This is a genomic window from Massilia sp. GER05 (assembly GCF_052056005.1).
In the GTDB taxonomy this organism is placed as follows: Bacteria; Pseudomonadota; Gammaproteobacteria; order Burkholderiales; family Burkholderiaceae_D; genus Telluria; species Telluria orientalis.
In genome coordinates, this window is record NZ_CP178858.1 from 3835654 (window position 1) to 3860977 (window position 25324).

At 58.8% G+C, this 25324-nt stretch carries 18 protein-coding genes; 2 read left to right on the forward strand and 16 right to left on the reverse strand.

The window, feature by feature from the left end; all coding sequences use genetic code 11:
• The gene (locus ACL58G_RS17150) at positions 1-4011 is read right to left on the reverse strand and encodes an OmpL47-type beta-barrel domain-containing protein (RefSeq protein ID WP_440962557.1); all 4011 of its coding nucleotides are present in this window, start codon (positions 4009-4011) and stop codon (positions 1-3) included.
• Positions 4012-4279: 268 nt separating this feature from the next.
• Between ACL58G_RS17150 and ACL58G_RS17155 the strand changes: the two genes are divergently transcribed.
• A complete protein-coding gene (locus ACL58G_RS17155) occupies positions 4280-5935 on the forward strand; it encodes a family 43 glycosylhydrolase (protein ID WP_440962558.1) in 1656 nt (551 codons plus the stop codon).
• 69 nt (positions 5936-6004) lie between these two features.
• Positions 6005-7018, forward strand: a complete 1014-nt coding sequence (locus ACL58G_RS17160; protein ID WP_440962559.1) for a diguanylate cyclase domain-containing protein — start codon at positions 6005-6007, stop codon at positions 7016-7018.
• Between the two features lie 567 nt (positions 7019-7585).
• On the opposite strand, the gene ACL58G_RS17165 is transcribed toward ACL58G_RS17160, so the two are convergent.
• From ACL58G_RS17165 to ACL58G_RS17235, 15 genes are all read right to left on the reverse strand, one after another.
• Positions 7586-8134: a hypothetical protein gene (locus ACL58G_RS17165; protein WP_440962560.1), complete on the reverse strand. Its 549-nt coding sequence runs from the start codon at positions 8132-8134 to the stop codon at positions 7586-7588.
• Positions 8131-8967 carry a hypothetical protein gene (locus ACL58G_RS17170; protein ID WP_440962561.1) on the reverse strand — a complete coding sequence of 279 codons (837 nt, stop codon included), beginning with the start codon at positions 8965-8967 and terminating at the stop codon, positions 8131-8133. Before ACL58G_RS17170 ends, ACL58G_RS17165 begins: the two co-directional genes overlap by 4 nt.
• 1 nt (position 8968) lies before the next feature.
• Positions 8969-9955: a M23 family metallopeptidase gene (locus ACL58G_RS17175; protein ID WP_440962562.1), complete on the reverse strand. Its 987-nt coding sequence runs from the start codon at positions 9953-9955 to the stop codon at positions 8969-8971.
• A 361-nt stretch (positions 9956-10316) separates the two neighbouring features.
• Positions 10317-10898 (reverse strand): hypothetical protein, encoded by a 582-nt coding sequence (locus ACL58G_RS17180; protein ID WP_440962563.1) that lies wholly within the window; start codon positions 10896-10898, stop codon positions 10317-10319.
• A gap of 17 nt (positions 10899-10915) precedes the next feature.
• Complete coding sequence (locus tag ACL58G_RS17185; protein ID WP_440962564.1) at positions 10916-11461, reverse strand: hypothetical protein; 546 nt, start codon at positions 11459-11461, stop codon at positions 10916-10918.
• A complete protein-coding gene (gene tssI, locus ACL58G_RS17190; protein WP_440962565.1) occupies positions 11462-15328 on the reverse strand; it encodes a type VI secretion system tip protein TssI/VgrG in 3867 nt (1288 codons plus the stop codon).
• A 12-nt stretch (positions 15329-15340) separates the two neighbouring features.
• A complete protein-coding gene (locus tag ACL58G_RS17195) occupies positions 15341-16267 on the reverse strand; it encodes a hypothetical protein (protein ID WP_440962566.1) in 927 nt (308 codons plus the stop codon).
• Positions 16268-16282: 15 nt separating this feature from the next.
• A complete protein-coding gene (locus tag ACL58G_RS17200) occupies positions 16283-16888 on the reverse strand; it encodes a hypothetical protein (RefSeq protein WP_413385641.1) in 606 nt (201 codons plus the stop codon).
• The gene (locus tag ACL58G_RS17205; protein WP_413385642.1) at positions 16885-17109 is read right to left on the reverse strand and encodes a hypothetical protein; all 225 of its coding nucleotides are present in this window, start codon (positions 17107-17109) and stop codon (positions 16885-16887) included. The genes ACL58G_RS17200 and ACL58G_RS17205 overlap by 4 nt, the downstream gene beginning before the upstream one ends.
• Before the next feature lie 10 nt (positions 17110-17119).
• Positions 17120-17701 (reverse strand): hypothetical protein, encoded by a 582-nt coding sequence (locus ACL58G_RS17210; protein WP_440962567.1) that lies wholly within the window; start codon positions 17699-17701, stop codon positions 17120-17122.
• On the reverse strand, positions 17702-18712 hold the full coding sequence (locus ACL58G_RS17215) for a PoNe immunity protein domain-containing protein (protein WP_440962568.1): 1011 nt from the start codon (positions 18710-18712) through the stop codon (positions 17702-17704).
• Positions 18713-18791: 79 nt separating this feature from the next.
• The gene (locus ACL58G_RS17220; protein WP_413385645.1) at positions 18792-19733 is read right to left on the reverse strand and encodes a hypothetical protein; all 942 of its coding nucleotides are present in this window, start codon (positions 19731-19733) and stop codon (positions 18792-18794) included.
• Entirely contained in the window at positions 19723-21849 is a 2127-nt protein-coding gene (locus ACL58G_RS17225) for a hypothetical protein (RefSeq protein WP_440962569.1), read from the reverse strand. Before ACL58G_RS17225 ends, ACL58G_RS17220 begins: the two co-directional genes overlap by 11 nt.
• Entirely contained in the window at positions 21849-22382 is a 534-nt protein-coding gene (locus ACL58G_RS17230) for a carbapenem self-resistance protein CarG family protein (protein WP_413385647.1), read from the reverse strand. Before ACL58G_RS17230 ends, ACL58G_RS17225 begins: the two co-directional genes overlap by 1 nt.
• Positions 22354-25314 (reverse strand): type VI secretion system Vgr family protein, encoded by a 2961-nt coding sequence (locus tag ACL58G_RS17235; RefSeq protein ID WP_440962570.1) that lies wholly within the window; start codon positions 25312-25314, stop codon positions 22354-22356. The genes ACL58G_RS17230 and ACL58G_RS17235 overlap by 29 nt, the downstream gene beginning before the upstream one ends.
• Positions 25315-25324: the final 10 nt, after the last annotated feature.

Below are 25324 nucleotides of genomic sequence, written 5' to 3' on the forward strand. Positions count from 1 at the left end.
TTACTGGATGCTGAAGAGGGCCGGCGTGTACGCGATGCCGGCCTTGTTCGGGTTGGAGAAAGTGGTCGTCAAGGTGACGCTCTGGCCAGCGGCCAGATTCGTCACGGGCAGCACCATGTACGGCACGCCGTCCTTCACGCCGGTCTGGGTGTCCAGCGTGACGCCGGCCGTCAGTGCCTGCAGGCGGAAATGCAGCGGCCCCGTCAGCGTCTGGCCACCGGTATTCGTGATCGTCACGGTGCCCGTGTACTTGTTGGTGAAGCGGTTCACCGTCAGGCCCGAGCGCGCGATCGATGCGAAGGAGGTCACGTCCGCCGATTTGTCGATCGACACCGTCACCGCGTGCGCCTGTTCGGTATTGCCCGCCCAGTCCTTGCTCCAGTAGCTCACCGTGTGCGTGCCGCTCGTGGTCAGCGTGACGGAGTTGCCCGTCTGCTGCGCGCCGCCGTCGACCGTGTAATAGGTCGCCGAGACACCGGAACCGCCCTGGTTGTCCGTGGCCGTGAAGGTGATCGTCGCGTCAGTGGTCACCGTGCCTTGCGGCGCGGTTGCGGTGGTGCCAGGCGCGGTCGTGTCCGCGGCGTTCACCGTACCGTACAGGCGCAGTTCGGTCATGTTGCCGAACCAGGCGTTGGCGTTGGTCATGCGGATGTAACGGTAGGGCGTGGTGCCGGTGATCTTCAGCGACTGCCACTCCGGCGCATTCCCGGCGAAGGTCGAGATGTTGGTCCACGTCGCGTTGTCATTGGAACCCTGGACGACGGTGCCGTTGATCCGGCCCGAGTACTGGTTCTGGGGACCGATGACGTCGACGCGGGACAGCACCGTGGTGACGCCGGGCCGGAAGTCGAACTTGACCCAGCCATTGTTGCCGCTGCCGTTGAGGCGCAAGTCGGTGTTCGTCGTCAGGTTGCTGTCGAACAGTAATTTTGCGTTCTTGATCACATCGGTTGCATTGCGGCCGTTGGAATCGGTGACGGTGGCAATGTCGAGCACGTTGTCGATGTAATCCTTCTGGTCCGCAATGAACAGGGTCGACGAATCGGTCGGGAACAGGACGGGTTCGGCGGCGGTGCCGTCGGCGGTCCTGTAGTTGAGGAGCAGCTTCACCGGTCCCGGTGCCATGGCGGCCTTGACGACTGTCGTCGCCGTCCAGTTCAGGTTATCCGTGGTGGTGACGGTGGCCGGTTCGCCCTGGATCGTCGCACTCACGTTGTTGATCGGCTCGGACGACTGGAACGTCAGCCTGATCGTATTCCCCGGCACGACCCGGTTCTTCAGCGCCTGGTCGGAACCCAGCGACACGCTGGTCAGCTTGTTCACGGTTTCATAGCGGGTGCCGAAGATCCTGAATTCGCCGAGTTCGAGGATGTTATACGACCAGAGATCATGGATCATCGAGAGCTTGAAGAAGCGATAGCGCTTGGTGCGGAACTCGTCCGCCACGTTCAGCGTCTGCCAGCCCTCGATCCCGAGCGTCTCGTCGGGCGAGATCCGGGTCCAGTTCTCGTTGTCGTTGGAACCGAAGATGGTCACGCCGCCGACGCGTTCCGGGAAGCTGGTGCGCGGCTGGAGCTGGAACTTGTTCGCGGCGACCTTGAAGCTGGGACCGAAGTCCAGCGTGAACGTGTGATTGGTATCGCGGGCGATCGTGAACGCGATGAAGCTGTCGGTATTGTTGTCGACCCCGTTCGCCGCCCAGTCGCCGAAATTCGTCACCAGGTTCGTCTTGAAGAACAGGTTCGTGTAGTCCATGCTGCCGTCCTTCAGCAGCGGGGTCAGTTCACGCAGGCCGGAGACCGCGTTGCGCAATGCCCCAAGCTTCTGGAAGTAGGTAGCGTCGGTGCTCGACCCGATCGTGTTCTGCATGTCGGCATAGGCGCTCTCGTAGGCCGTCTTCGTCGCGGTAACGTACAGCGTGTCCGGCTTGAACGGCGCGGCGACGGTCGCCACGGCAGCCTGCCGGTCGGCGGCGACTTCGACGATGACACGCCTGGTGGTCACCGAGGTGCCGTCCGATGCTTCGGCGAGGAACGTGTAGGTGCCGGCCTGCGTGGGTAGCCACGAGAACGCGCCCGTATTGGTATCGAACGTGGCGCCCTGCGGCAGGTCGTCCATGTTGTAGGTCACCACGTCGCCGGCCGCCGGGTCGGTGGCAGACAGGTCGAGCGTCACCGGGATGGTGGCGCCTGCATACGTGGTCGCCGTCGTGTCGCCGGTGCCGGACTTGAAGACTGGCGGGCTCAGCAAGGTGCTGGACTTGACGTTGATGTGGTCGACGTCGACCGTCGTACCGGCACCGGTGATCTTGAGCGGCAGGAAATCGCCCAGGTTCATCGGCACCACGACGTAACGCCACTGGCCCCGTGTATTCGGCAACGCGACCGACATGCCGTCGACGTCCATCATGGCCTGGCCATTGGTGCGGATGCGGAAGCCCATGTTGGGGATGGCGGCCCCGTTATAGCTGTACACGGCGATGCGCGTGCCTTCCGGCGTGGCCGTGCTTCGCACGAAGCCGGTCGTGCCTTCGGTCTGCGCGACCGCATTGCTGTCGTATGCCGTGAACCGGTCTTCCACTTCACGGTACGGATCGACGATCGGGAGGCCCAGGTATTTGCCGCCTTCCGCTTCGGCGGCCTTGGGAAGCGTCAGCCAGAAGTCGCCGCCGCCGTCGACGCCATCCCAGTTGTAGGCCTTGCGCTTGGCGTAGATCGTGGTATAGCCCGGCGCGATCTGTTCCAGGTCGAGGCCGCGCACGTATTTGTAGTAATAGAAGGCTTCCCAGTTGTTCTGGGTGAGCCGGCCGCGGTACGACGGATTCACGTTGTTGTACATCGCGCGGATGCTGCCATCCGGATTGACGCTCATGGCGACAGGCACCCATGGGATGTCATAGCCGATCATGTATTTGCCAAACAGTTCGTGGACGGCCAGCAGGCGGTCGTCCATGAATTCGTACGGGCCGACGGCGTTGGATGCCGTCGACGGCGTGCCCGCCACCGGATCGACCTTGGTACCCTGCGCCATCATCAGGCGCGCGAGGATCTCCGAGTTCGTGAGGTCGCCGGCGCCGTGCGCCTGGTCGCGGCCCATTTCGACGTGCTGGATCTGCGGCGGAATCTCTTCGCCGGTGGCGTCGTTTTTTGTCACCGTCCGGAACAACTGCTTGATCGATCCGGTCCAGGCCGGATCGGGGGCATCCTTGTTGACGGTGAACCACTCGACGGCCGTGTCATAGCCGTCGCGGTCGCCCATGAAGATCGAGCCGGACATCTTGGCGATGGTCGTGTACAGGTGCTGGTTCATGAACCGGCAGTTGCAGTTGTCGAAGGTCTGGATCACCGGCGTGACCAGGTTCCTCGAGAAGTTGACCGTATCGTCGTCCGTCCATGCGAGCGCCGGCGTCTGGGTGCTCGTGTAGCGCAGGATTTCCGCCGCCGCCGTCATGCGGCTCAGCGGAATCCCGGTATGGATGTGCGAGTCGACGAAGTACACGTACTTCGACGGATCCATTTTCCCGTACAGGCGGATGATCCGCATGGCGTTGGCGCGATAGACGTCGTCGCCGGTCACGTAGTACAGGATCGCCTGCGTGTAGGCGGTCAGTGCGTCGTTGATGAACAGGCCGTTGGCGCCCTGGGAATCGATCCCCAGGATACGCGGCTGCGTCGGGTCGGCGCCGTTGACGTTCGAGATGCCCACCGTACGCGACGCTTTGCTCGACTTGAGCATCATGTTGAAGTGGGTATTCCAGGACTCCTTCTTCGCCAGGACCTGGGCCCGCATGGTTTCCAGGGTCTCCTTCGTGAGCCCGACCCCGGGATGCCTGAAGCCGTTCGCATCGATGGATTCGCTGATGACGGGCTGGTAGCTGGTCACCATCGTATCGATCGGGTCTGCGGCCAGGGCGACCTGGCCCGGGTAGGGCACCAGCGTCGCGGCGATACCGATCGACACCGCCATGCAGGCGATGCGCCTCGCCGCACGGTCGAATTTAATTGCTCTCATGTTTGTTCCCCCATTTTTCTACCTCTTCTCGTGTTTAGGTTACCGATAACATCTTTTGTCGGAGCCAGAGTCGGGAAAGCCCCAAATCTGCTTCCAGAGGTTTTTAATGTATGAAAAACGTCCGCGTCCGGACGGTATCGACAGCTCCAGCCTGTAAAATTGCCGCACTGGCTAGACAGAAATGTACGTTATCGATACCATACAATTGTAGACCTAATCCCTGCCAGCCGACACAAATTTTTAACGATTACGACCATCTGCAACGGACATGCCCACCTTTCCCGAACATAAATTCTCCCGCTGGTGCGCAGTCGCACTGTCCGGCTTGCTCGCTGCCGCCATGACGGGCCCTTGCCAGGCCGGCGACGGCGTCACCTGGGGTGACTGGGCCAAGTGGGGCGACCTGGGCAACGGCCGCTACCGCAATCCCGTCCTGCCGGCCGATTACAGCGACCTGGATGCGATCCGTGTCGGCGACGACTACTACGCGATTACATCGACGTTCCAGTTTTCTCCGGGGATGGCGGTGCTGCATTCGCGCGACCTGGTCAACTGGCGCACGGTGGGCCACGCGGTGCCCGACCTCACGCAGATCTCGCCGGAACTGGACTGGACGCGGATGAACCGCTACGGCCGCGGCATCTGGGCCGGCGCCATCCGCCACCATGCGGGCCGGTTCTGGATTTATTTCGGCACCCCGGAAGAAGGCTATTTCATGACCAGCGCGGAACGGCCGGAAGGGCCGTGGACGCCGCTGCAGCACGTGTTGCGTGCAACCGGATGGGACGACTGCGCGCCGTTCTGGGACGATGACGGCAAGGGCTACCTGGTCGGCACGCACTTCAGCGACGGCTACAAGATCCATCTGTGGGAACTGAGCGCGGACAACCGCAGCCTCGTGCCGGGGACCGACCAGGTGATCTACCAGTCGAAGGGCAGCGAGGCCAGCAAACTGTACAAGTTCAACGGCACCTATTACCACTTCTTCAGCGAAGTGCAGGGCGACGCGCGCGTGATGATGATGCGGCGGGCGCCGTCGATCCGCGGACCGTGGTCCGAGAAGCGCCAGCTGATGCAGGCGGACCGCGCCGCCATGGAGCCGAACCAGGGCGGGATCGTCCAGGGCCCGGACGGCAACTGGTATTTCTTCACCCACCACGGCAGCGGCGACTGGGCGGGACGGGCCGCGAGCCTGCTGCCGGTCCACTGGATCGACGGCTGGCCGGTGATCGGGCAGCCCGACCGCGCCGGCATCGGCACCATGGTGTGGGAAGGACGGATGCCGGGCACGCCGTCCGTCCGCCGGTTCCCGCAAGGCGGCGACGACTTCGATGCGGGCGCGCTCGCGCCCGTCTGGGAATGGAATTACCAGCCGCGCATGGACAAGTGGTCGCTGTCGGCCCGTCCCGGCCATCTGCGCCTGCACGCCTTTCCCGGCCTGGACGGCGCCAACCTGCTCAAGGTGGGCAATGTGCTGACCCAGCGCGTCGTGCGGACGGGCGACCAGTCGTTCGCAGCGCGGATAGAACTGGCGGGGATGGCCGAGGGCCAGCATGCCGGCCTCGTCCACTTCACGGCGCAGCCGCGCGCCGCCAATCCCGCCGAATCCACGGCGTCCGCGGGCATCGTGATGGTGGAGGGCAAGCGTTACCTGGAAGTGTCCCGGGACGGCAGTTACACCCGATTGCAGCCGTGGAAGCACGATGCGATCTGGCTGCGCTCGACGTGGGGGCTGGATGGCAAGACCACCCTGGCCGTCAGCGCGGATGGAGCAAGGTACGAGACCGTGCTGCCCGACTTTTCGTTGACGTGGGGCGCGTATCGCGGCAGCCGTGTGGGCGTGTTCACGTTCAATCCGGCTGGAGAACATGGCTACGTGGACGTGGACAGGGTGGATTATCGCATCGACAACCGTCAGTATTAACTTGTCAACAAGAGGCAAATGGTCCACACTGGTTGTGTGATTATTTGTGATATTTCTCTTTGACTAGACATGAGCACCGTCACGCTGGACGCGGCCGTACTGCTGGACATCATCGACATCCAGACCGAGATCGCCTGCCAGGGCCTGGATCTGGGCGGCGTCATGCAGCTGGTCAGCCAGCGCGCCGCGACGCTGTGCCGGGCCGAGGGTGCTGCCGTGGAATTGGCCGAGGGTAATGAGATGGTGTACCGCGCGGCAGCCGGGCTCGCCCGGGCGCAGTTGGGGTTGCGCCTGCGGCGCGAAGGCAGTCTGTCCGGCCTGTGCGTGGACAGGAATGAAATCCTGCGTTGCGACGACGCCGAGCTCGACCCGCGCGTGGACCGCGCAGCATGCCGCAAGGTCGGCCTGCGCTCGATGCTCGTCGTGCCGCTACGCCATGACGACCATTCGGTGGGCGTGCTGAAAATCGTGTCGTCGGCGGTGAACGCCTTCGGCACCTGGCATGCGCAGGTGCTCGGCCTGCTGTCGACGCTCGTCGGCGCGGCGATCTACCACGCGGTGCAGAACGCGTCGAACGACCTGTACTACCGCGCGACGCACGATGCCCTGACGAGCCTCGCCAACCGGGCCCAGTTCTACGACAGCCTGCGCCAGCGTGTGGCGCGGGCGGCGCGGTGCCATGGGCACGTCGCCGTCCTGAACATCGACATGGATGGGCTGAAAGCGATCAACGACAACTTCGGGCACCGCGCCGGCGACGCGGCGCTGTGCGAAGTGGCCAGCCGCATCGGCGCCGAACTGCGCGCGGACGACATGGCGGCGCGCGTCGGCGGCGACGAGTTCGGCGTGATCCTCGTCGGCGTGCGCGACCGCTGCAGCGTCGCGAACAAATGCCAGGCATTGACGACGGCGATCGGCGCGCCGTTCGAGTTCGAGGGGCGCGCGCTGGCGCTGGGGGCGAGCATCGGGTTTGCGCTGTGGCCGGAGGATGGCGATGACATGGAGCAGCTGATCGAACTGGCGGATCGGGCCATGTATCGGGTCAAGCATGGGCGGCGCGCGGGCGTGGGTGCGGGCGCCTGAGTGTCATTTGTCGTCGAGTTCGGCCCGGTCGCGTCCGATAATCCGGAACGACGTGCTTGCGCTCTGACGCACAGGGAGTTTGATGCCTTCGAATTTCACGGGGACATGGGTCGTGTATCTCGTAGTGAGATCAAGCATCCATTCTCTCAGGCCCCGGATTGCCGATGGGGAAAGGCGCTCTTCCATTCTGATCGATTCCCCAGGCGCTACCGACGTAAATTTGTTGCGGAGCGAGAGATCCGCAGGCGGGAACGCGCACAGCGGGATGACCTTTTGTGTTTCGTTGTCGACCAAAGCACAACGTGCCCCGGTTTGCTGGAGGAATTCGAGCGGCACGCCGACCGGGCGCTTGAATTGTTCGTCAGTGTCAAATTGACGTCCATGCGGGCGTGGTCGAAGATGCACTTTTCATTATCACGGCATGTGGCTGTCGCCGAAAGGACCTGTGGCAGGGCTGCAGACACGGTCGTAATTGCCATTATTACTATGAATGCTAAGACCAGTCTGGGGTAATGGGGCATATTTTGTCCCGGCCATTGTCGAGGAGGTGGCCGGGCGTTTGAGTCATCAAAATAATGAAAGATACACGAGAACTTTTCCGGATTTTTCGCACGAAAAACCGTTGACCTTGCGCCCGGATTTCCTTACCTTTGTGTCATATGCGTGGCACCCGGCAGTTGTCGCGAGATCGAAATTCGTGTTCCTGTTCTTTACCAGAATGCTTTGAAAATGGCTTGAAAGCCATGGGCGCGCGGCTTCCGGAACAATATAAATAGCTTTGTCGTTCGTGCCGCTCGTGAAACTTTCGGCATTCGTGACCGGTTCGACTTCCGCAACGAGGGTCATGTAATCCGTGGGGCCCGGCACACCACCTTCGTATTCTGGCGTTCCGAACATTTCCCATCGGGCCGACTTCAGATCGGCTGGGACGTCGACGAGCTGTTGCAGTGCCTTGGCATCGTCGGACGCCTTGAGCTTTTTATCTTGCGCAGAGCAGCCAGAAATATAGAGAATGGCTGCGGCAACAAGCATGATCAAAATACGATCAACTTTTTCTGGCCTCTGCAACCCAGGACCGAGCATCGACGCACGCCCTATTTCCAACATAGCTATCAATTACCAATCCGCTCGAGGCTTTCACTCTCACACATTTCGTTTTCCTTGACCGGGTGTCGAGGATTCGTCACGTCGTAACAGACTAAAGATAACTGGTTATTTTTATCAACTTCACGTTTGTAAATATTATGGACCGACACTGGGACCGATGGATTGTCACTTGGCAACACCCCGATCCAGTCGAATCCGTAGCCATCTTTAAGGTATTTAATCGAAATTTCGGGTTTGGCGGTTGGGAAGGGGGTTGAGGTATCGATCTGGGTGGAGGCTGACCAAATTGACCGCATCGTGTTCGTTTTTTGGTCGTAAATGTAATAATCAGTTCCCCTGTAAAACCGTTGGGGGCGGTATTCCTGCTTTGGGCAAGTCTTTTTTATCAATGCGTAGTCGGATCTGGCGTCGATAACGCGGACTTGATATTTAAAACAGGGGTGTTTCGAGTTTTCGGCTGAGCTTGCTTCTGAAATTTTGAATGATTGTGTTGCATGGGGGGAGGCGAAAGTCAGCCGTCCCTTTTTTGGATCTAACGACAGGTTGAATTTATCAGCCATGATGATTGGCATGCTGAGTTCTTGCTTTTCCGTCGAACTGGATAGCAATATGACACTGGACCAGCGTCCCTTATCACTTGCATTTGCAAGAAGGCTAGCTTCGATCTCTCCGCCTTCGCGGGCTTCGATTGCACCTGGATCCTCGCCAGTTTGAGTGTTTGGGCATGGATGTTTTGAGCATTTACCCATATCTATACGTTCCCCAGCGGCCATCGCATGCATGATTCCCAATGCCAGGGAGATCGAGGAGATAAGTAATGCGGTCGAAATTCTGTTTTTCATGTCAGCGATTAGTGCAATTTACAATGAATGGCAGCGGATCTGCACGATTAGCCAGCCCTGTAGCCACCTTCCGTGCTTCCAATCTCACCTCGAAATGCAAGTGAGCGCCAAGAGCAATGCTGGTCATTTTGCTTGCGTTGCCGGATGAGCCAGTTTTACCTATAACGTCGCCGCTCTTGACGATTTGCTTCGGCGTATCAGGAAGTCCGCTTAAGTGAGCATAGAAAAATCCGATAGTTCTTGCGTTTGGATTAATGCGGCGGAATTCCGCAGCCTGTGGTTCCGGCAAGTCATTGATGCCCACTTCAAGAACTAGGGTATTCCCGTAAGCATAGGAAGAGGACGGGGATTTCTTGCTGTAGACGATTCCGTCGGCTACCGCGTAGATTGGCGTACCAGGATTCGCAGCGAGATCAATCCCTTGGTGGTTCTTTTTTCCACCGTTGCGCGTCCAGCCGAACATTGCCCCGGTTTTGCCGGCTAAGCCGGCGGTTCTAAGTGTACAAACTGCGAGCGGATCATGCCATCTGTTGGCAGGAGCGATTTGTGTTGTTGCAGACTGGGTTTGATGATCTGGCAGCGGTTTGCCGCTCGACGGAGGAGTGGTTTTGCTGGATGAATGCGCGGGAGTTTGATTTCCCTTCTTGTCGCTACGCGCTTTTGGTTTTGGTTTCGCAACTTGAATGCCGCTAGATAGCAATTGAGCGATCGCAGCCATCGACCTCGGCGGAGTCGCAAATTTTTTCGCGTCTTCGATTACGAAATGATCAACGCAGATATTGGCATCAATATAACTGAACAGCCAGCCTTTGTAAGCAGCGGCAGGTTCGTAATCATATCGTTCGAGCAAACTGTTTAGGGCTTTCCCAGCGTCTTCCCCCAGCTGCTTCCGTAAGCGTTTCAGTAGATCCGCGTCATTCATCTGCGGCTTTTTCCCGAATATTCGCAACGCACCTGTCAAGCCTTCATGATGAAGTAGGTAAGCCACCTTTGCCTTGTCCGCCGCGCTCAACGAATCAATAGGGAAATTCGTGCTCTGTTTAAATGCCTCCAGGTTGGAAGAAGCATACGATGACTATTTGAAGCTGTACAACCACCATATTCCGCAACGTTCACTCGACGCAAAAACGCCTATCCTCGCGCTCAAGGAATGGCAGCAGAAACGGCCAGAACTATTCGTTAAACGCGTTTACGATCAAACGGGACTCGACACGCCCGGATGCGCACCTGAAGGTCACGCGCTATAGTGGAGACGCTGTCCGGCAGACCGAGCCCACGACTGTCGGATAGGCGACTGTATTTCATTTCGGAAATATTTCAAAGATAAGTCAATTTTTAAAAAGGTGGTATCAATCGCCGATCGGACCTATCACTTCCCGTTGAGGGCGATATAAATAGCGTTGAGGTCCAGCTAAATCAATAAAGGTTTCCTGTTTTCCCCACTTGACTTTTTTCAGGTGTTCGCATATGTCATCGTCAGGATTGTAGGAGAACGGCTTAGATACAAAGGGCTTTGTGTCAGTAAAGTCAAGCATGATATAACGTCTCACGCAGTTACTCGTTGCGCCAACAGAAACGATCATCCTTTTCACATCACTCGGGCCGCTCTGATTACCTTTGCTGGAAGCCCAATCGATGACATTTGTGAAGCTGTCAAGCATGAGTGATTGTTCGGATCCTCCTTTGTCGGTAACGCCTTCTAAATTCACGATGGCTTTTCCGTTCAATAGAATCTTGATTGCAGGGGTTCCCCGCTCGCCTGAACGGTCCAAAAACTCAAGCGTTCCGAGTCCGGTATGGTAAGAATAATAATCGGAGCCTCGTTCATCCAACAAAACTTTTTGTTGTGCGTCAATCGGCCTTTTGGCGTTTTCTGAGTGGCACACACTTACGACGGTGCAAAGCAGGATCGTAAAACAGAGCTTTTTCATTATTTATTGATGATTGATTAGCGAATAGCGATTGTAAGGTCAATAAGGTGGCGCGGGAGCGTACCCTGTCTTGTACACATTTTGTCGGAAACTATGATCTTGTTGTCAATAAACTCGCCGAGCCAATTTCGATGGGCCTTGAGATAATCACCACCCGCCCGCTTTGCGCGTATTTCCGCGCCTTCATCTTTGATCTGGGTTCTAAGAAGAAGCTCCGCTTTCTTTGCACTCATTGTATTACAAATGAAGGATATAGCATCATCTGCTCCGAGATGATGGGTTAAATATATCACTTTCGCCTTTTCCCCGTCTGGAATGCTGTCTACTTTTACGCCTTTAGACTTCAACATCTCGAGGTTCTGAAGGCCGTAGTCAACGGCTGTATTGATCGCGCATTCGGGATCATACCGCAAATCCAGGAGATTTTGAATATTCTTATCACTCGACGTGGCCCATTTCCGTATAAACCTACGTGAAGAAAGCAATCTATCGAGGCTGGATTTCGGTGTGGAAGTGATTACTGTGCCGTCAGCCAAGTTGAATTGAGGATATGTTTTCTCCACTTAGTCTTTACCGCGCTGCACGGTCTTTGTCTTTTCAGTAATCCATCCCTCGCGTTTAGCGCGTTCGTACAAGAACGTGCCCTTGGTGAGGGCCAGACTTATCCATGTGGCGTCAAGAAACTGTGTCATTCCTCTGGCAGACGATCTTGGATTCTCAGAACGAGGGTCCCACTCACCAGTGTCGTATGTTTGCTTGATAAATACTGGCGTGCCATGTGCGTCAGTTTTTTGTTTGCCGGTTTTTTTGTCAATAACTGGCAATTTTTTTACGTTTAAAATGCGAGCCGCTTCTGCGTTCATAATGGCAGCAATAGCATGAGGCGACAGTTTTGAACGTCGCGAGGCTCCAAGAATGATTTCGCGATACTTATGGTTGGCTTCCAGCCTCAGATTTTCAGGATTCGGACATTCCAATGCGACCTGCTGTACAGGATGGCCGTTCTGGCTCCGAGTAAAGGTAGTGCTTCCAATCTCTTGTCGGGTTGTTTCGACAGGTTTGGCAGGTTGAGCTGGACCTTCATGTAATTTCTGTTCAGAAGTCCTTTTTATTTTTGGACTAACGACTCGCGCGTGTGTTGTGGGACCCGCTGGCTTTACCTCGGAAATGGTCTTCCATTCACCGGCCAATGTCTTCACGGAAATCTTAATTTCGTCACTCGGCTCGAGGACGACAGCAGGGACGAATCCATCGCTGTCGGTCGAGTGATGCAATTTGTGTGCGCCAATCGTTAGATTGACATGCATACCTTCTATAGGCTCATTTGAGGCATCAATAAACTGGCAAGTAATAATCGAGAGATCATCGAGCTGCGGGAGTGGTAACGGACCGAGCTCTTCAGGTGTTACCTCAATAGCCAGACGCGGCAATATAAGTACTTGATCTATTTTAATGAGATTATGGTTGTGTATGTCGTTTAATGAGGCGAGTTCATATCGATCGACCTTTTCCCGGGCCGCAATACCGGTTAGGGTGTCGCCCTTTTTCACCACATATATCCTGTTCATTCTTCTGCCTCCAAATCCATCCAGTCGTCTCGGTTCCAACGTCACGGGGTCCTGATCGGCAGTTATGTCGGTAACCCAATTTCCGCTTCCGACAAGGACGACGAATTCTTGCGGACGTTCTTGATCGGTTAGTCGCTGCGTCCTGCCATCGCCTTGCGTAGTGCCGGTATACGCAACCTCGAAGCTTTCGGTGTCAAAGACGTCGACATCGACGCCTGCCGCCGGCTTACCCGTGATAGCCGATGTCGCTGCCCAGCGTATGCTATATGGCTGTAGTATTGGCGTAACAAGACGATGCGGGAGCTCTTCCAATCGTGCGGCACCGAATGAACCTTCATCAAATACTTGTTGCGCGCCTTTAACGGAAAACCTGCCCGGACAGGCAAACGTAATATTCTTTCCGTCCAGCGTCACTGATGCCTGCCCCGCCTGCAGCACGATCTTCTTGCTCGCCTTGACCTCGATCCCGTCATTGACCGAGATGACAGTAACCTCTTTGTCCGCCAAAATCTCGAGCAGGTCCGTATGCGCCTGCACCGATACCGGCCCGTTACCGGCAACCGCCTGTATGCCTCCTTCGTGCGCATACAACGACGTCGCCTCGGCCGACACCGATGACGACGTGTACGCCGCCATCACGTGCATGTCCGACTGCGTCGTCCAGTGCAGATGCTGGCCCGCGAACAGCACGGTCGACGCGGGTGTCGCCCAGTTGATGCCGGCCTGCGAATCCAGCAGCACGACCGGCGCGCCGAATTTTTCGACGGGCGACGACGTGTCGAGGTCGCGCGATCCGGGCGTTGTCTTCGCGGCGTCCTGGCCGTTCACCGGGCCGGCGAACTTGCCCTTGTCGGCCGGATCGATCTGCGCGAGGAAATCCTTCTGCGCTTGCACGGCCGCCTTGCTGGTCAGCGCATGCTGTCCCGTCGCAGCCTCCAGCAGAGTAGCCCCGAGCGACTGCGCCGCTTTCAGGCTGTCTACCGCTTCGGCCGCGTCCATCTGCGTCGAGCCGACGCCGGCGCCTTGCGCGGCGCGCGCGCGCGTCGTCAGCAGCACGCCTTCCGCGCCGCGCACGACGGCCCAGGCATCCGTGCGCAGTTCGAAGCCGCTGCCGCGGTAGTGGCCGCGTTGCGCGCTGCGTGGCGCCTGGCGAACGAGGTGTCCGAGATTGAGCTGCGTGGCCGCCGTGCTGGTGGCCAGGCGCATGCGCAGCTGGCCCTGCGTGTCGTCCAGCTGCCACTGGTTCCAGCCGGCGCCGTCGAACGTCTGCGTGTGAATACCCGAGATCGTGCCCGCGTGGTCGACGCCGGAATCCACGCCCGCCGCGAACGGCGGCGCATCCGCCCCCGTGTACAACTGCGCGACCACGAGGGGGCGGTCGATGTCGTTGTCGATGAAGTCGACCAGCACTTCGGTGCCGATGCGCGGCGTGAATTGCGACCCCCAGTTGGGGCCCGCAAGCGCTTCGGCCACGCGCACCCACGTACCCGAGCGGTCGTCGCCGGGCGCGCAGCCCGCGTCGTCCGTGTCGTGATCCAGGCCGCCGCGGTTCGCCGCGGCGCCGCGCTGCCAGGCGAACTGCACGCGCACCTGGTGGTCGCGCGTCGTGGTGGCGACGCTGTCCGGCAGGCCAACCACCAGCGCCGTCTGCGGGCCGAGCGCCGTGTGCGGCTGGGGCAGGGCGGTCGCGTGCGGGACGATGGGCACGGCGTCGCGCACGCAGCCGAACCGGTTGCGGTACGTGCCGGGTTCGACGCCGCCCCGGTCCACGGCCGCGATCTGCGCGCCGACGTTGTTGCGCGCCTCGTGCTCGACCCACAGCACCTTGAAGGCGTTGTCGCGGTCGGGATAGCGGTCGTGCTGCGTCAGCGTGAACGCATGGCCGGCGGCGAGCCGGCGCGCGGCGCCTTCGCCTTCGAACAGCTTGTTGTCCAGTTCCAGCGCCTGCAGCATCAGGCGGCTGTGCAAGCCGGCCGCGCCAGCGTCGGTGGCGATGCGTTCGCCGGCGCCGTCGTATACCGGCAGCAGCGGCAGCTCGCCGGCGTCCAGGATCGATTGCTGTTCGGCGGCGGGCGCGCGAACCTGGGCCGGATCCCAACTGCTGATCGAGACGGCGTTCGCCTGCACGCGCCGGCGCGCGCTGAAGCCGTCGATGGCGTCGTCGGTGTCGGTGGCGCGCACGCCGTGAAAACGGATGGCGGCGTTGCCCGGCGTCGCGGGGAACCCGGCCGCACTGTCGAAGATGATCACGCGGTGCCGCGCCTGGCCGTCGTCGGCCGTGACGTCCTGGTCGTGCTCGAAGCGCCAGGACAGGCCCTCCGACGCCATCAGGCGCACGAAGAAATCGTAGTCGCTTTCGCGATACTGGGTGCAGATGGGGCGCGGCGGCAGGTCCTGCGTGATGTCGAAGTCGAAGCGCAGTTGCGGGTAGTCCGCGAACAGCTCGGTGACGATGGCGCGGACGTTCTTGTCCTGGAAGATGTAGCTGTCGCGGCGCAGGCGCAGCAGGGCCAGCGCGGGCTCCAGGCGCAGCCGGTAGCGCGCGACGCCGCCATCGGCACCCAGCCACTCGGCCGCGGTGCAGATGCCGTGCCACGCGCGGCGGCGTCCGTCAGGTTGCAGCAGGCCGACGGTCAGTTCTTCGCCGATGAAGCCCGCGAGATCGAGGTCGGTCGACGTGCTGAGGGCATCAACGTCGAAACGGTATAAATCATTTACGGCTTCGCGGCCGCGCACCCGTTCCGCGAGCGGGGATTGCGGCAGTGCGGCGTCGTACGCGCTGGCCAGCGTGATGAGGCGGGCATGCTGGGACAGGCCGGTGCCGAAGCGGCGAAGTGCTTCGCTTAATGTTGCGAGGTCCATGTCAGAACGGTGTCATTGTCGGGTTGGCGGAGTTGGGAGGGCGCCCAGGCGTTGCGACAGGGCGGCCCTGGCCGCCCTGATATCGCCGGTTGCGCCCGCACCGTTGATGTCGGCGGACAGGCCTTTTTCGACCTTCAGCGTGCCGTCGTTCGCAATGGACGCGATGACGACCAGCTGCTTGCCGGCGTCCGATCTGAACATGGAAATGTAGTACGTCGCGGCGGGCGCGGCCAGCCGAGTGGCAGCGAGGACGCCGGCGCACCCGGTCGTCGACGCCACCTCGGCCAGGTTTGCCGATAGCGGTTTGGCGCCGGCTTCCATCGCGAAATGGCAGGCGCGGGCGTGGCTGTCCTCGAAGGTGGCAAATGAGGACGTATCCCCCGCGATGAAGTCACGTTCCAGGAACCTCCATTGCGGGAACGTCTTCCGCATCATCGCCGCGCGTGCAAGCTTGATGCCGTCGGCTTCTTTCCAGGAGTCGGACGACGGGACACCGTCGTTGAGCATCTTGTCGTCGACGAAGCCCTGGGCCGGATCATCGTACACGTAATGGAACTCGCGATACGTGTCGTCGCGCGTGTCCCGGTCCAGATATTCGATGGCAAGGTAATGCTTGTCCTGCAGGCGGAACGCCCTGATCGACGGTATCGCGACGCATTGCGGAAACGTGTTGCCGCTGTCCGCATCAAGTATTTCGATATAGCGTGGCTTCGGCGCGTCGGGGACGGCAACGAGGAGGCCGCAGCTCGGCGCCAGGCCGTCCTGGTCGTAGAACGCGACGGGTACCACCGCCGGGTTGGGCGAGCGCGCCAGCTGACGGAGTTCGGCCCTCTCGGCGCCGCGCTCTTTCAGGAATGCGGCGACGTTAACTGATTGGGCGGCGGCCTGGATACTGAATGTCGGGATAGCCAGAGCAACGAACGCTGTGATCATTTTCATGGTGGCAGTCGGGTCTTAATCTGCAAAGGTATCTTCCGACATCTCGACCTTTTTGCCACCGCGCGTGAACGTATAGATGATGCGGCCGGATGTCGTATCCGAGCGCGTCTGCATCGTCATCGGTACGCCATTCGCCGTGAACGATGCCAGGATCGTGGGCTTGTCGAATCGCGCGCCGACCACGGCTGCCGAGAACGGCGAGCCATCTTCCGGGTTAGCCGCAATTTGTGCGAGCGTCTTCATCACAGGCGTCCAGAGCTTCTTGTCGGATGTCGGAGCGGCCACATAGATGTATCGGTAGCCCTTGATGCTTTTCATCTGTGAGGCGAACAGGGGATCTTTGCCGTACTTCGCCAGTTCCGTATCGAGCGACGTCGGCGTGGTGTTTTTGACTTCATAGCAGCACACGACGTCCAGGGTCGAGCCGGGGCCTTGCAGACCGTTGAAGACAGTCGATCCGGACAACTTCTCGTCGGTGAAGATGTAGGTCGGACGGGCGGTTACGTGGCTCCCGTTTGCCAGAACAGGGATTTGTTCGACGATACCGACGATGGGAAGCCCGTCGGCATGACAACCGACGCAGGCTAATGCGATGAGCGAGAAGAAGAGCCGTTTTTTCATGGAGACTGGTCGGGAAAGGTCAGGAAGAGGCTTTTCGGGTTGGATACCCGCTGGGCGTAGCCGATACTCGTGCTGACGACGCGCTTACCCGGCTTCGCCATGTCGCCGGGATTGTTGGTGCGCCATGCGAAGGAGCCGCCGATGTACGGCGTTCCCTCGCCGTTTTCGTCGAAGTAGTGGACGGCCTTCTTTTCGCGATAATAGGTCGCACGTACGAACATCGATTACCCCTCAGCGGCCGAAGAATTCATGGTCTATCGCGTCGCGTCCATCCACGTAATGGCCCTTCGAGCGTTGCTTACTGTCGCTCTTGAACAGTGGGATGTCCTCATTCTCGTTGAACCGGACGACTTCGAAATCGAAAGGCGTCTTGCGCGCGCCTTGCGCGTCGGCGCTTGGCCCGACCTTCGTCGCCTGGACCGCGAACAGGTGATTGCCTTCGACGTAAAACGCGACGGCGTGCGTGTTGGCGTCGCCGGACTCGTAGTTGCGGAAGTTGTAGCCGAGGCCCTTGGGCGTGGTGGTCGTTACCTGCAGCCAGGGCTCGCCCGCGCTGTCCGGCACCAGGTACACGGTGAACGTATCGAAGCTGCTCGCCGTGCCGTTGGCGACCATCCCGCGCACGATGTGCAGTGACAACTTGCTCAGATTGACCTCGTTGACGCCGTAGCCCAGCTTGACCTCATGATGGGTCGACGCCGCAATCGCCGGTGCTTGTACACCGGCACAGAGCCAGGCGGCGAATAGGACACCTGCCACAACGTTACGCGCTATGTGCATGCTTTTTTTCATCATTAGGGCGAAAGCGCTCAACTACGCCGCACCGAGAAAGCGCCAGACAGTCAATCCATATGGGGACTTCAGATCCTGCATTGGCGCCCCTTGCGTATAGACCGTATCGTGGACGGGCACCCCGATCGATTGCCAGCGTCGTCCAATCGGGCATGTTTCGCCAGGCTTTGCACGAATTTCAGCGGTTGCAGTGCGCGGCGCACCTGTGGCACTTCCTGCCGTCGAGTTCCTGAGATGTGCAACGAGGTCGCGTGGGTAGAAAGGTAGGTCCCGATACGATTGGTCGTCGACATTCAAAGCAATCGTGATTGCTGCCGCTTCCCATGCCCAATAGCCCAAGAACGAAGGGGCGCCGGTGTGAGCGTCGTAGTAGGGTTCGCGACGGCTCGCTTCGTACCAGTCCAGCAGATACGCCTTGATCAGTCCGGGGCGGTCGGATGGTTGCGCGTCGAAGATTGGCAACGCCTTATAGTACGGTAAATGACGCGTGCATTCATCGGGTAAAGGCGAGGGCCGCTGGCTGTAACACGACGCAATTCGTTCGAGCAGACCGTCGCGCATCGAATTGTTATAGTCGAGAATTGCCATGATCCGGGGGATCAATTTTGTATGCCCGAGCAAAACGGAAAAGCAGAGCAGCCGGTTTGCTATCTGGAATTCGACATCCTGCAGATGGATGACAGGCGAGTTGAGTCGCGTTCCTTCGTCAGTTCGATTGAATGCCTGGATATATAAAGCGAACGCCTCGAAATAGTCGACGACGTGCGGGAAAAATCCTTGTAATTCCATGATGTGCACGCCAGCCGAATAGCTGAGCGTCAACAGGTCGATCGCATAATCGGAACGTGCCCCCGTGAGACGCACCAGCGCGGCCACGTCTTGGCCGGAGAGCCATTCTGGATCGCTCAGTTTCTTTTGAGCGTTAGGAATTCGCCTTGAGATGTCTGCGGCTTCATCGCTGTAAGCAGCGTAGTCGAGTAAAGGTTCTCGCTTTGCCTGTTTGAATTCGGACTCGGTCAGTATATGGATCATGGTTCTCGCAAGTTTTTTCCGACGATCGAGCAAGTCGCCGCGGTGTTATTTCGGCCGGTATCTAATGATTCGCTTGTTGTCAATGTCGTTCGCAGTCTGCGATACAAACAAGCTTCTCTCGATTCTTGGCGACCTGCTCTAGCGTCATTTCGCTTTTGTCGGCGCTCATGACTACGTTATCGGGTACACGATACATCAACGGTTTCACCGGGTCGATATGCCGTGCAAATGCGACTTCGCCGTTACCAAACCACGCTTGATCGTCATTTTTCTGCTTGTACTGGTCAGAGGGTTCCTCATACATTCTCTTGATTCCGGGCCAGCCAGGCGAAGTATTAACGGCACTCATGCAACTGTCGGCATTCTGACCTGGACACAACGCGTTTAACTTTTCATTGTAGAAGTTAAGGAACAGCCAAGTCGCGTTTCTGCGACGTTTTGGATCGCCCGGAGCGAGGAAAACGGCATTTCCAGAAATAAATACTCGATCGCCTGTGGGCTTATGGCTTTTGGGGCTGATCGCTCTTCCTTCTTTATCGAAAAGAACGTGGAAAAATATGTTCGAATACGCTGCAGGCGCAATCAGATAAGGATTCTTGTTGACGCTCTCGCGAAGAATGACTGCGTCTTCGCTACCCGTACCCGGCGATCTGATATACAACCAATAGCGAAATGCCCAAGTCGGCACCGGCATGTATTCTTCGGCGCTACGAAAATCGTCATGCTTGACCCATCCTCTGACACCGCTGACTTTGCATTGCGCCCAACCATCCGCGCTGTTTTTGATGCAAGGCTTGACGGCGCCGCGTTGATTTATCACTGGCTTGTCTTTCAGCGTAGCGATAGGGCTTGTGTCACCTTTATTTTGGTATATGTTGAGCACGCCATTGACTGGAAAGATTGGGGCATCCAGGTCCATCCCAAAGTTAGTGTAATTTTGACTCCCTAACGCTTCGTCCGCAAGGATGCTTCCGGAAAAGAAAAACATGAACGAGAATAGAATTCCGATTTTAGTATCCAAGTTCAGTATCCCTCACGGTAATATGCAGATGGGTTCCATGCAATTTCTCATTGCCGGTAATGAGGTGGTTCGGTTGTGCTGGCGAATTGTCACGAGTGTTTAAATCCATTTCCCATGGATCAAATGTCTGCTTAACATCACTGTTCTCTCGCAGCTTATGAATAAAAGTGCGAATAGAGGTGCTGTCGCTGTTGCGAATCGCTATCGTCGCGGCTTCACGTTTATTTGTCTCTTGCGCCACTAGTTGCTTGAGTTCTTGTTTTTCATCCTCGGTAAGCGTCTTTTTTCCTTCAAGCCGATTTTTTTGCGTCAATAAATTTATGTATGCCGTGTCTGCAGAAGTCCGGCTGCGGCTTAGCTTCAAGTCACGACCTTCCACTAATATGCGGCTTACGTCCAAGCCCACGCCAACGCGATGCAAGACTGAACCAAGCATGGGGCGCCAACCCGATGCAATCTCAAGTGCCGTAGCGTCCAATTCGAACGCGGCCTTCAAGAATGCTTTATAAGTCTGAGGGTGAACGCGAGGAATAATTTCGGCTTTGGCTGCAGCAAGGTTCGTAATAGAAGGTATGTTTTGCCTGCAATTCTGAAATGCAGCCGCTTGCCACGTGATTACCATGTTTTTCTTGTTTGGTTTTACGACGCTCAGCGTTATAGCGTTGCCGCTAACGCTTGCATTTCCCCCAAAAATCTGTTGCAAGGCTGCTTGGAGTTCCGGAGGTTCGAATCGACTTTGTTCCAGGGCCTCATCCGCTGTGAATTTATGACTGAATTTTAACCAGGTCGTCCCGAAAAGGCTTGCAGAATAGACCTTTTTGGTTCCTGTCGAGACTGGGTCCGACGGTAGTTCATCTGAAGGGTCATAAGCCGTACCCTTGATTTCCGAAATCTTCACTACCACGTCGCTCAGCCCTTCTTCCGCACGCACGCGATAAAGCGGGGTAGTGCGATATTGAACCTTTGCATCATTGCCAAGGTATAAGGCGACTTCTTTGCCAAACGGAACTTTTTGTCGAATTTTGTTGTTTCTCATTAACAAAATACCTTGCCCCTTCATCAGGGGTTTGCCTTGATCGCCCGACATCTCAGCAATAACATACGGCAGTTTTTCCAGTTTCTTCTCAGAGCCACGCTTGGTATCGAATTCCCACGCAACATACACGCCAGCTTCTTTTATGACATCTTGTACATGGTTCTCGGACTTTTTCTTCGTACCGGATAGCTGAACTGCGCCAGCTTGCTTAACGGTCGACAGAGGAGCCGGTGGAGACAAAGGCGCCTCCTGGAGCTCTTGATGTCCAGCGTCTAAGTCGTTTTGGCGTGGTGATTCGTCATGCTTGCTGTCTTCGCCAGCAACTGCTTGACTGAACGTCTGGCTGTACCATGGTTTAGTCGTGACCTCGGCAGCGACAATCGTTTTTCCTTTGCCGCCTCCCACTTTTTTTTGCAGGGGTTTTAGAGACTGTCCGGGGTCAGGTCGAGGTAGATGCAATTGTACGGTAGTTCGGGTGTCGGTAACGGCGATGACGGTCTTGCCGTCCGCGCTTGTTTCGCCTTCGATTTTTTTCTGCTCACCATCGCCGGTGAAGTAGGAAAGTAAATAGCGTAGACCTCCCATCGGCTTTCCATCAATGCCTTTTACGAGAAATTGCTTGGCATGGGGAATTGGCTCAGTTTTTCCTTCTTTCCAACCTTCCACGCGCATGATTGCTAATTTAAATTCGTCCAACTCTTCCTTGGTGAGAGATCCAATAGTCCGAACGGCGTCCAGGCCGGTCATCTTTCTGACTGTGGCTGCATATTGCTCCGGATCGTTATGGTCGGTGGCCGGGGCATATTTTTTAAAAACCTTATCCAGTTTGATATCGGAATAAAAATTCTTTAAAGAATACTCCAGGGCCGCAAATCCATCCTCCTGACTCGCAAATGCCGCAAAGCTGCCGCCGCGTCCGATCGATAAACCACTCTTTTCGGCGGCAATAAGATTCCCTGGGTTGTTATTTCGCCAGGCGCGAGTGCCTCCGGATCGTAAGAATTCCGTGCCGTCTGCGCAAACGTATATGACACTGTTTTTTTCGCCATCACGCGCTTGGATGAATTTCTTCTCAGCCATTATTCGATCCCGTTGATAGGTGACGCCTCGCTGTCGATAGCACGATTGACATCACAGTATGCTTTTTTCGAGCTGTAAACTTTACGCTCTTTAAAATAGTGTAGTGGCGTGCCAGGGGCGCGCTCATCATTCTTCGTTAGATCGAATTCCTGGAATTTTACGGAGTTTTTTTCAGACCACTGGCCCTTCCGGCTCGCGTAAACGACACGAATTTTCTTCCCGTCCTGAAACGCGCGCATTCCAGTGATCGCGCAGTCGGCGCCGGAACGCAATGTCAGGGAAGCTTGATAGTCGTCGTTTATCTCGAACGGAATAGCTTCAGCGGCTCCACGCGGATTTCTTATCAGGAAACTGACAGTTTCCAGCGCATGTGCATTGTTCAGGTCAATGATCGTGTGCAAAGCCACGACATCACCGCTGGCGAGTTTGATCGGCGTCATGTCACCACGCAATACCACTGGGAGCGTCTGGGCCGTCGCGGAGAGGGCGGCTATCGCCAAGACGCTAGCACTCGCTATGGCTCGAATTTTCATCGCTTTCCTCTTCACAGATCCATTGCAAATCACGGTCGAATAAGATGTAGGTCGTCTCAGGGTTTTCGGTGTCGACATACGCCGTCATGCCATGCGTATCTGTCACACCCTTGATCTCTTGTTGGTCCGCTACGTATATCGTGTAGGCCTGATCTGCCAGCGGTGTGCCAAGCGTGTCCTTGAGCCTGAAACGTTGGCCACACTGATGGCTCAGCTGCGGCATGGCTGGTAGTTCGAATTGTGCGCTCGCCGGGCCGGTGAGCTCCTTCATGCTCGCCTTGAAGGCGATTGTCCCCGGGCCATGCACTTCGATGTCACCTCCCGAAAGCCGAATGTACGCGCCTTGCGCAGTCAACAGCACATGCTCCTTCGCTGCCACGTTCACGCTCCTCGCGATGCTCGCCACCGTAATCGTCTTGTCGGCTGTCAGCCGTGTCTGGCCACTTTGGCTTTGCATGCTGATTTTGCCGCTGGCCGCATGCATGCGGATGCCGGTTTCCTGATTCGGTTTGTCGGTGCTCGTGGCCTTACCGTACGTGAACAGGCTGACCCCGGCGCTGACCGAGTGAATGGTATTGCCTTGTGAGGCAAAGCCGATGTCCTGTCCCGCCGTGATGTTGGTGGTCGTGCCTGACGCAATGACGGTCGATGCTGGCGTGAGCGCTGCGATGCCTGCCGGCGTGTAGAGTTGCAGCTGCGGTTCGCCGTAAGCGGTGGCGTCGCCGTTGGCTGACGTCGCGGTCAGTGTATCGCTGGCCTTGGCGAGCGCTTCGGTTGCCGGCAACTTGTCTGGAGACGTGCCTCCCGCCAGCATGGCGTTGTGCTTGCCGGCCGTCTCGGCCAGGCTGTGTTGAAGTGTATGGCTTTGTTCGATCTGTGCAGCCGCCTGTCCGGACTCCAGCGCGCCCGCATCGGCCGACGCACGCTCGGTCGCAATCAGCAGTCCGCGGCCGGCGCGCACCGCCACCCCATGCTCCGCCTTCAGCTCGGCCCCCAGCCCCACGGTCCCCAGCCGCTGGTTATCCGTTTGATGCACCAGATGCCCGAGATTCAGCTCGGCCGTCCCCCGATGCGCCTTTGCATGCCGCTGCAGCGCCACGCGCGCCTGCTCCGGCGTGTCGTCGAACACGAGCTGGCTGTACGCGCCGGCGCCGTTGCCGCTCGCCTGCATGGCCTGGCTTTTCAGGCCCGACAGCACGGCCGCGTGCGCGTGCGCGCCGGCCGCGCCGGGGAACCAGGCGCCCGCGTTGCCGGTGGCCGCGCCCGCGCCGCCGGCTGCCGTGTTGTGCTGGGCGTCGTCGGCACCGGCCCCGTTGTAGACGGCGCCGATGACCACCGGCCGGTCGATGTTCCCGTCCAGGAAATCGACCAGCACTTCCTGGCCGACGCGGGGCAGGGCGTGGCTGCCCCAGTTCGCACCGGCGACCGGCGCGAGCGGCGTCGCCACGCGCACCCACGTGCCGGCGCGGTCGTCGGCCGGAGCGCCCGTGTGGCCGTGCGGTTCGGGATGATCGAGGCGGCTGTGGCTCGCTTCGCCGCGCTGCCAGTGGAACTGCACCTTGATACGGTGGTCGCGGTCCGTGTGGATCGCGGTGCCGGGCGGGCCGACGACGATGGCCGTCTGCTGGCCCCGCACCGTCGGGCGCGGATGCAGCAGGCGGCCGTGGCCGTCCACCGGGCTGTCGCGGTATGGCGTCGCGGCCGGGATCGCGTCGAAGCTGTTGCGGTACACGGGGCGTTCCGCGATGCCCTTGCCGCGCGCGTGCAGGCTGGCCGACAGGATCTCGTCGTTGAGCGCAGCGACCGGATCGTGGCCCAGGTGGCGGACGAGCGTCGATGCGGTATCGGCATCCAGGTTGTTGTGCGCGAGGTGGCGCACGCGCACGAGCAGGAACGTGTCGGCCGCGCTGTCCCGGGCGCCATGGTCCGCCAGGGTGAACGTCGTCCCCGGCGTGAAGGTACGCACGGTGCCGGCGCCCACGTGGACGACCTGGCCCGCTTCGAGTGCCTGCAACTGGCGCTCGGCGATGCGCGCGCCGTGTTCGCGGCTCGTGTACGCGTACACGCCGGGGATGTCGCGGCTGGCCAGTTCGACCGGATCCTGTCCGGCCGCGCCGGCGGTCCGCACCTGGCGCGCGCGATAGTCCCAGCTGCGCAATTCGACGGCATTCGTCGCGAGACGCGTCTCGGTGCGCCAGCGGTCGATGCTGTCCTCGCGCATCACGGCGCCGGATTGCGTGAAGCGCACGAGGGCCTGCGTGTTCGGCTTGAACGTGTCGTTGCTGTCGGCGATGACGAGCGTGTGTGCGCCCAGCGTCGCGCCGTCCGGATCGCCCTCGTGCTCGAAGAAGGCGAACAGGCCTTCCTCGCTCATCAGGCGCCGCACGAACGCGAGATCGCTTTCCTGGTATTGCGTCGTCAGGCTGCGCAGCGGGTAGAGCGAGCGGTCGACCTGGAAGCGCCAGGCCGGCGCCAGCCTGCCCTTGCCGTCGTATGCGGAAAACACGGTGTCGATGATGTCGACGATCGACTTGTCCTGGAAGACGCGGCTGTCGCGGCCCAGCGCGAGGAACGCGGTCCAGGGTTCGATCGTCAGCGTGTACCGGGCCAGGCCACCGTTCGCGCCCGTCATCTCGGCCGCCGTCACGTGGCCGTGAAACGGACGCACACCCTGGAACGGGCCGGCGAGCAGCTGGAGCAGCACGGGCTGGCCCAACAGCGATTTGAGCGCCAGCCCGGCATCCGTCGAGAGGGCCGACACGCGCAGCCGGTAACCCGTGGCGATGGCTTCCTCGCCGTGCAGCGATTCGGCCAGCAGGACGTCGTCATCACCCAGCGGCGTATGCAGGCGCAGCACGCGGCTCGACGGGGTGAAGCGCGCCACGAGCGCCCGGATCGCCTGGGCCGTCAGTGGAAGAGAGGGTGTCAGCATACGCGGGGTT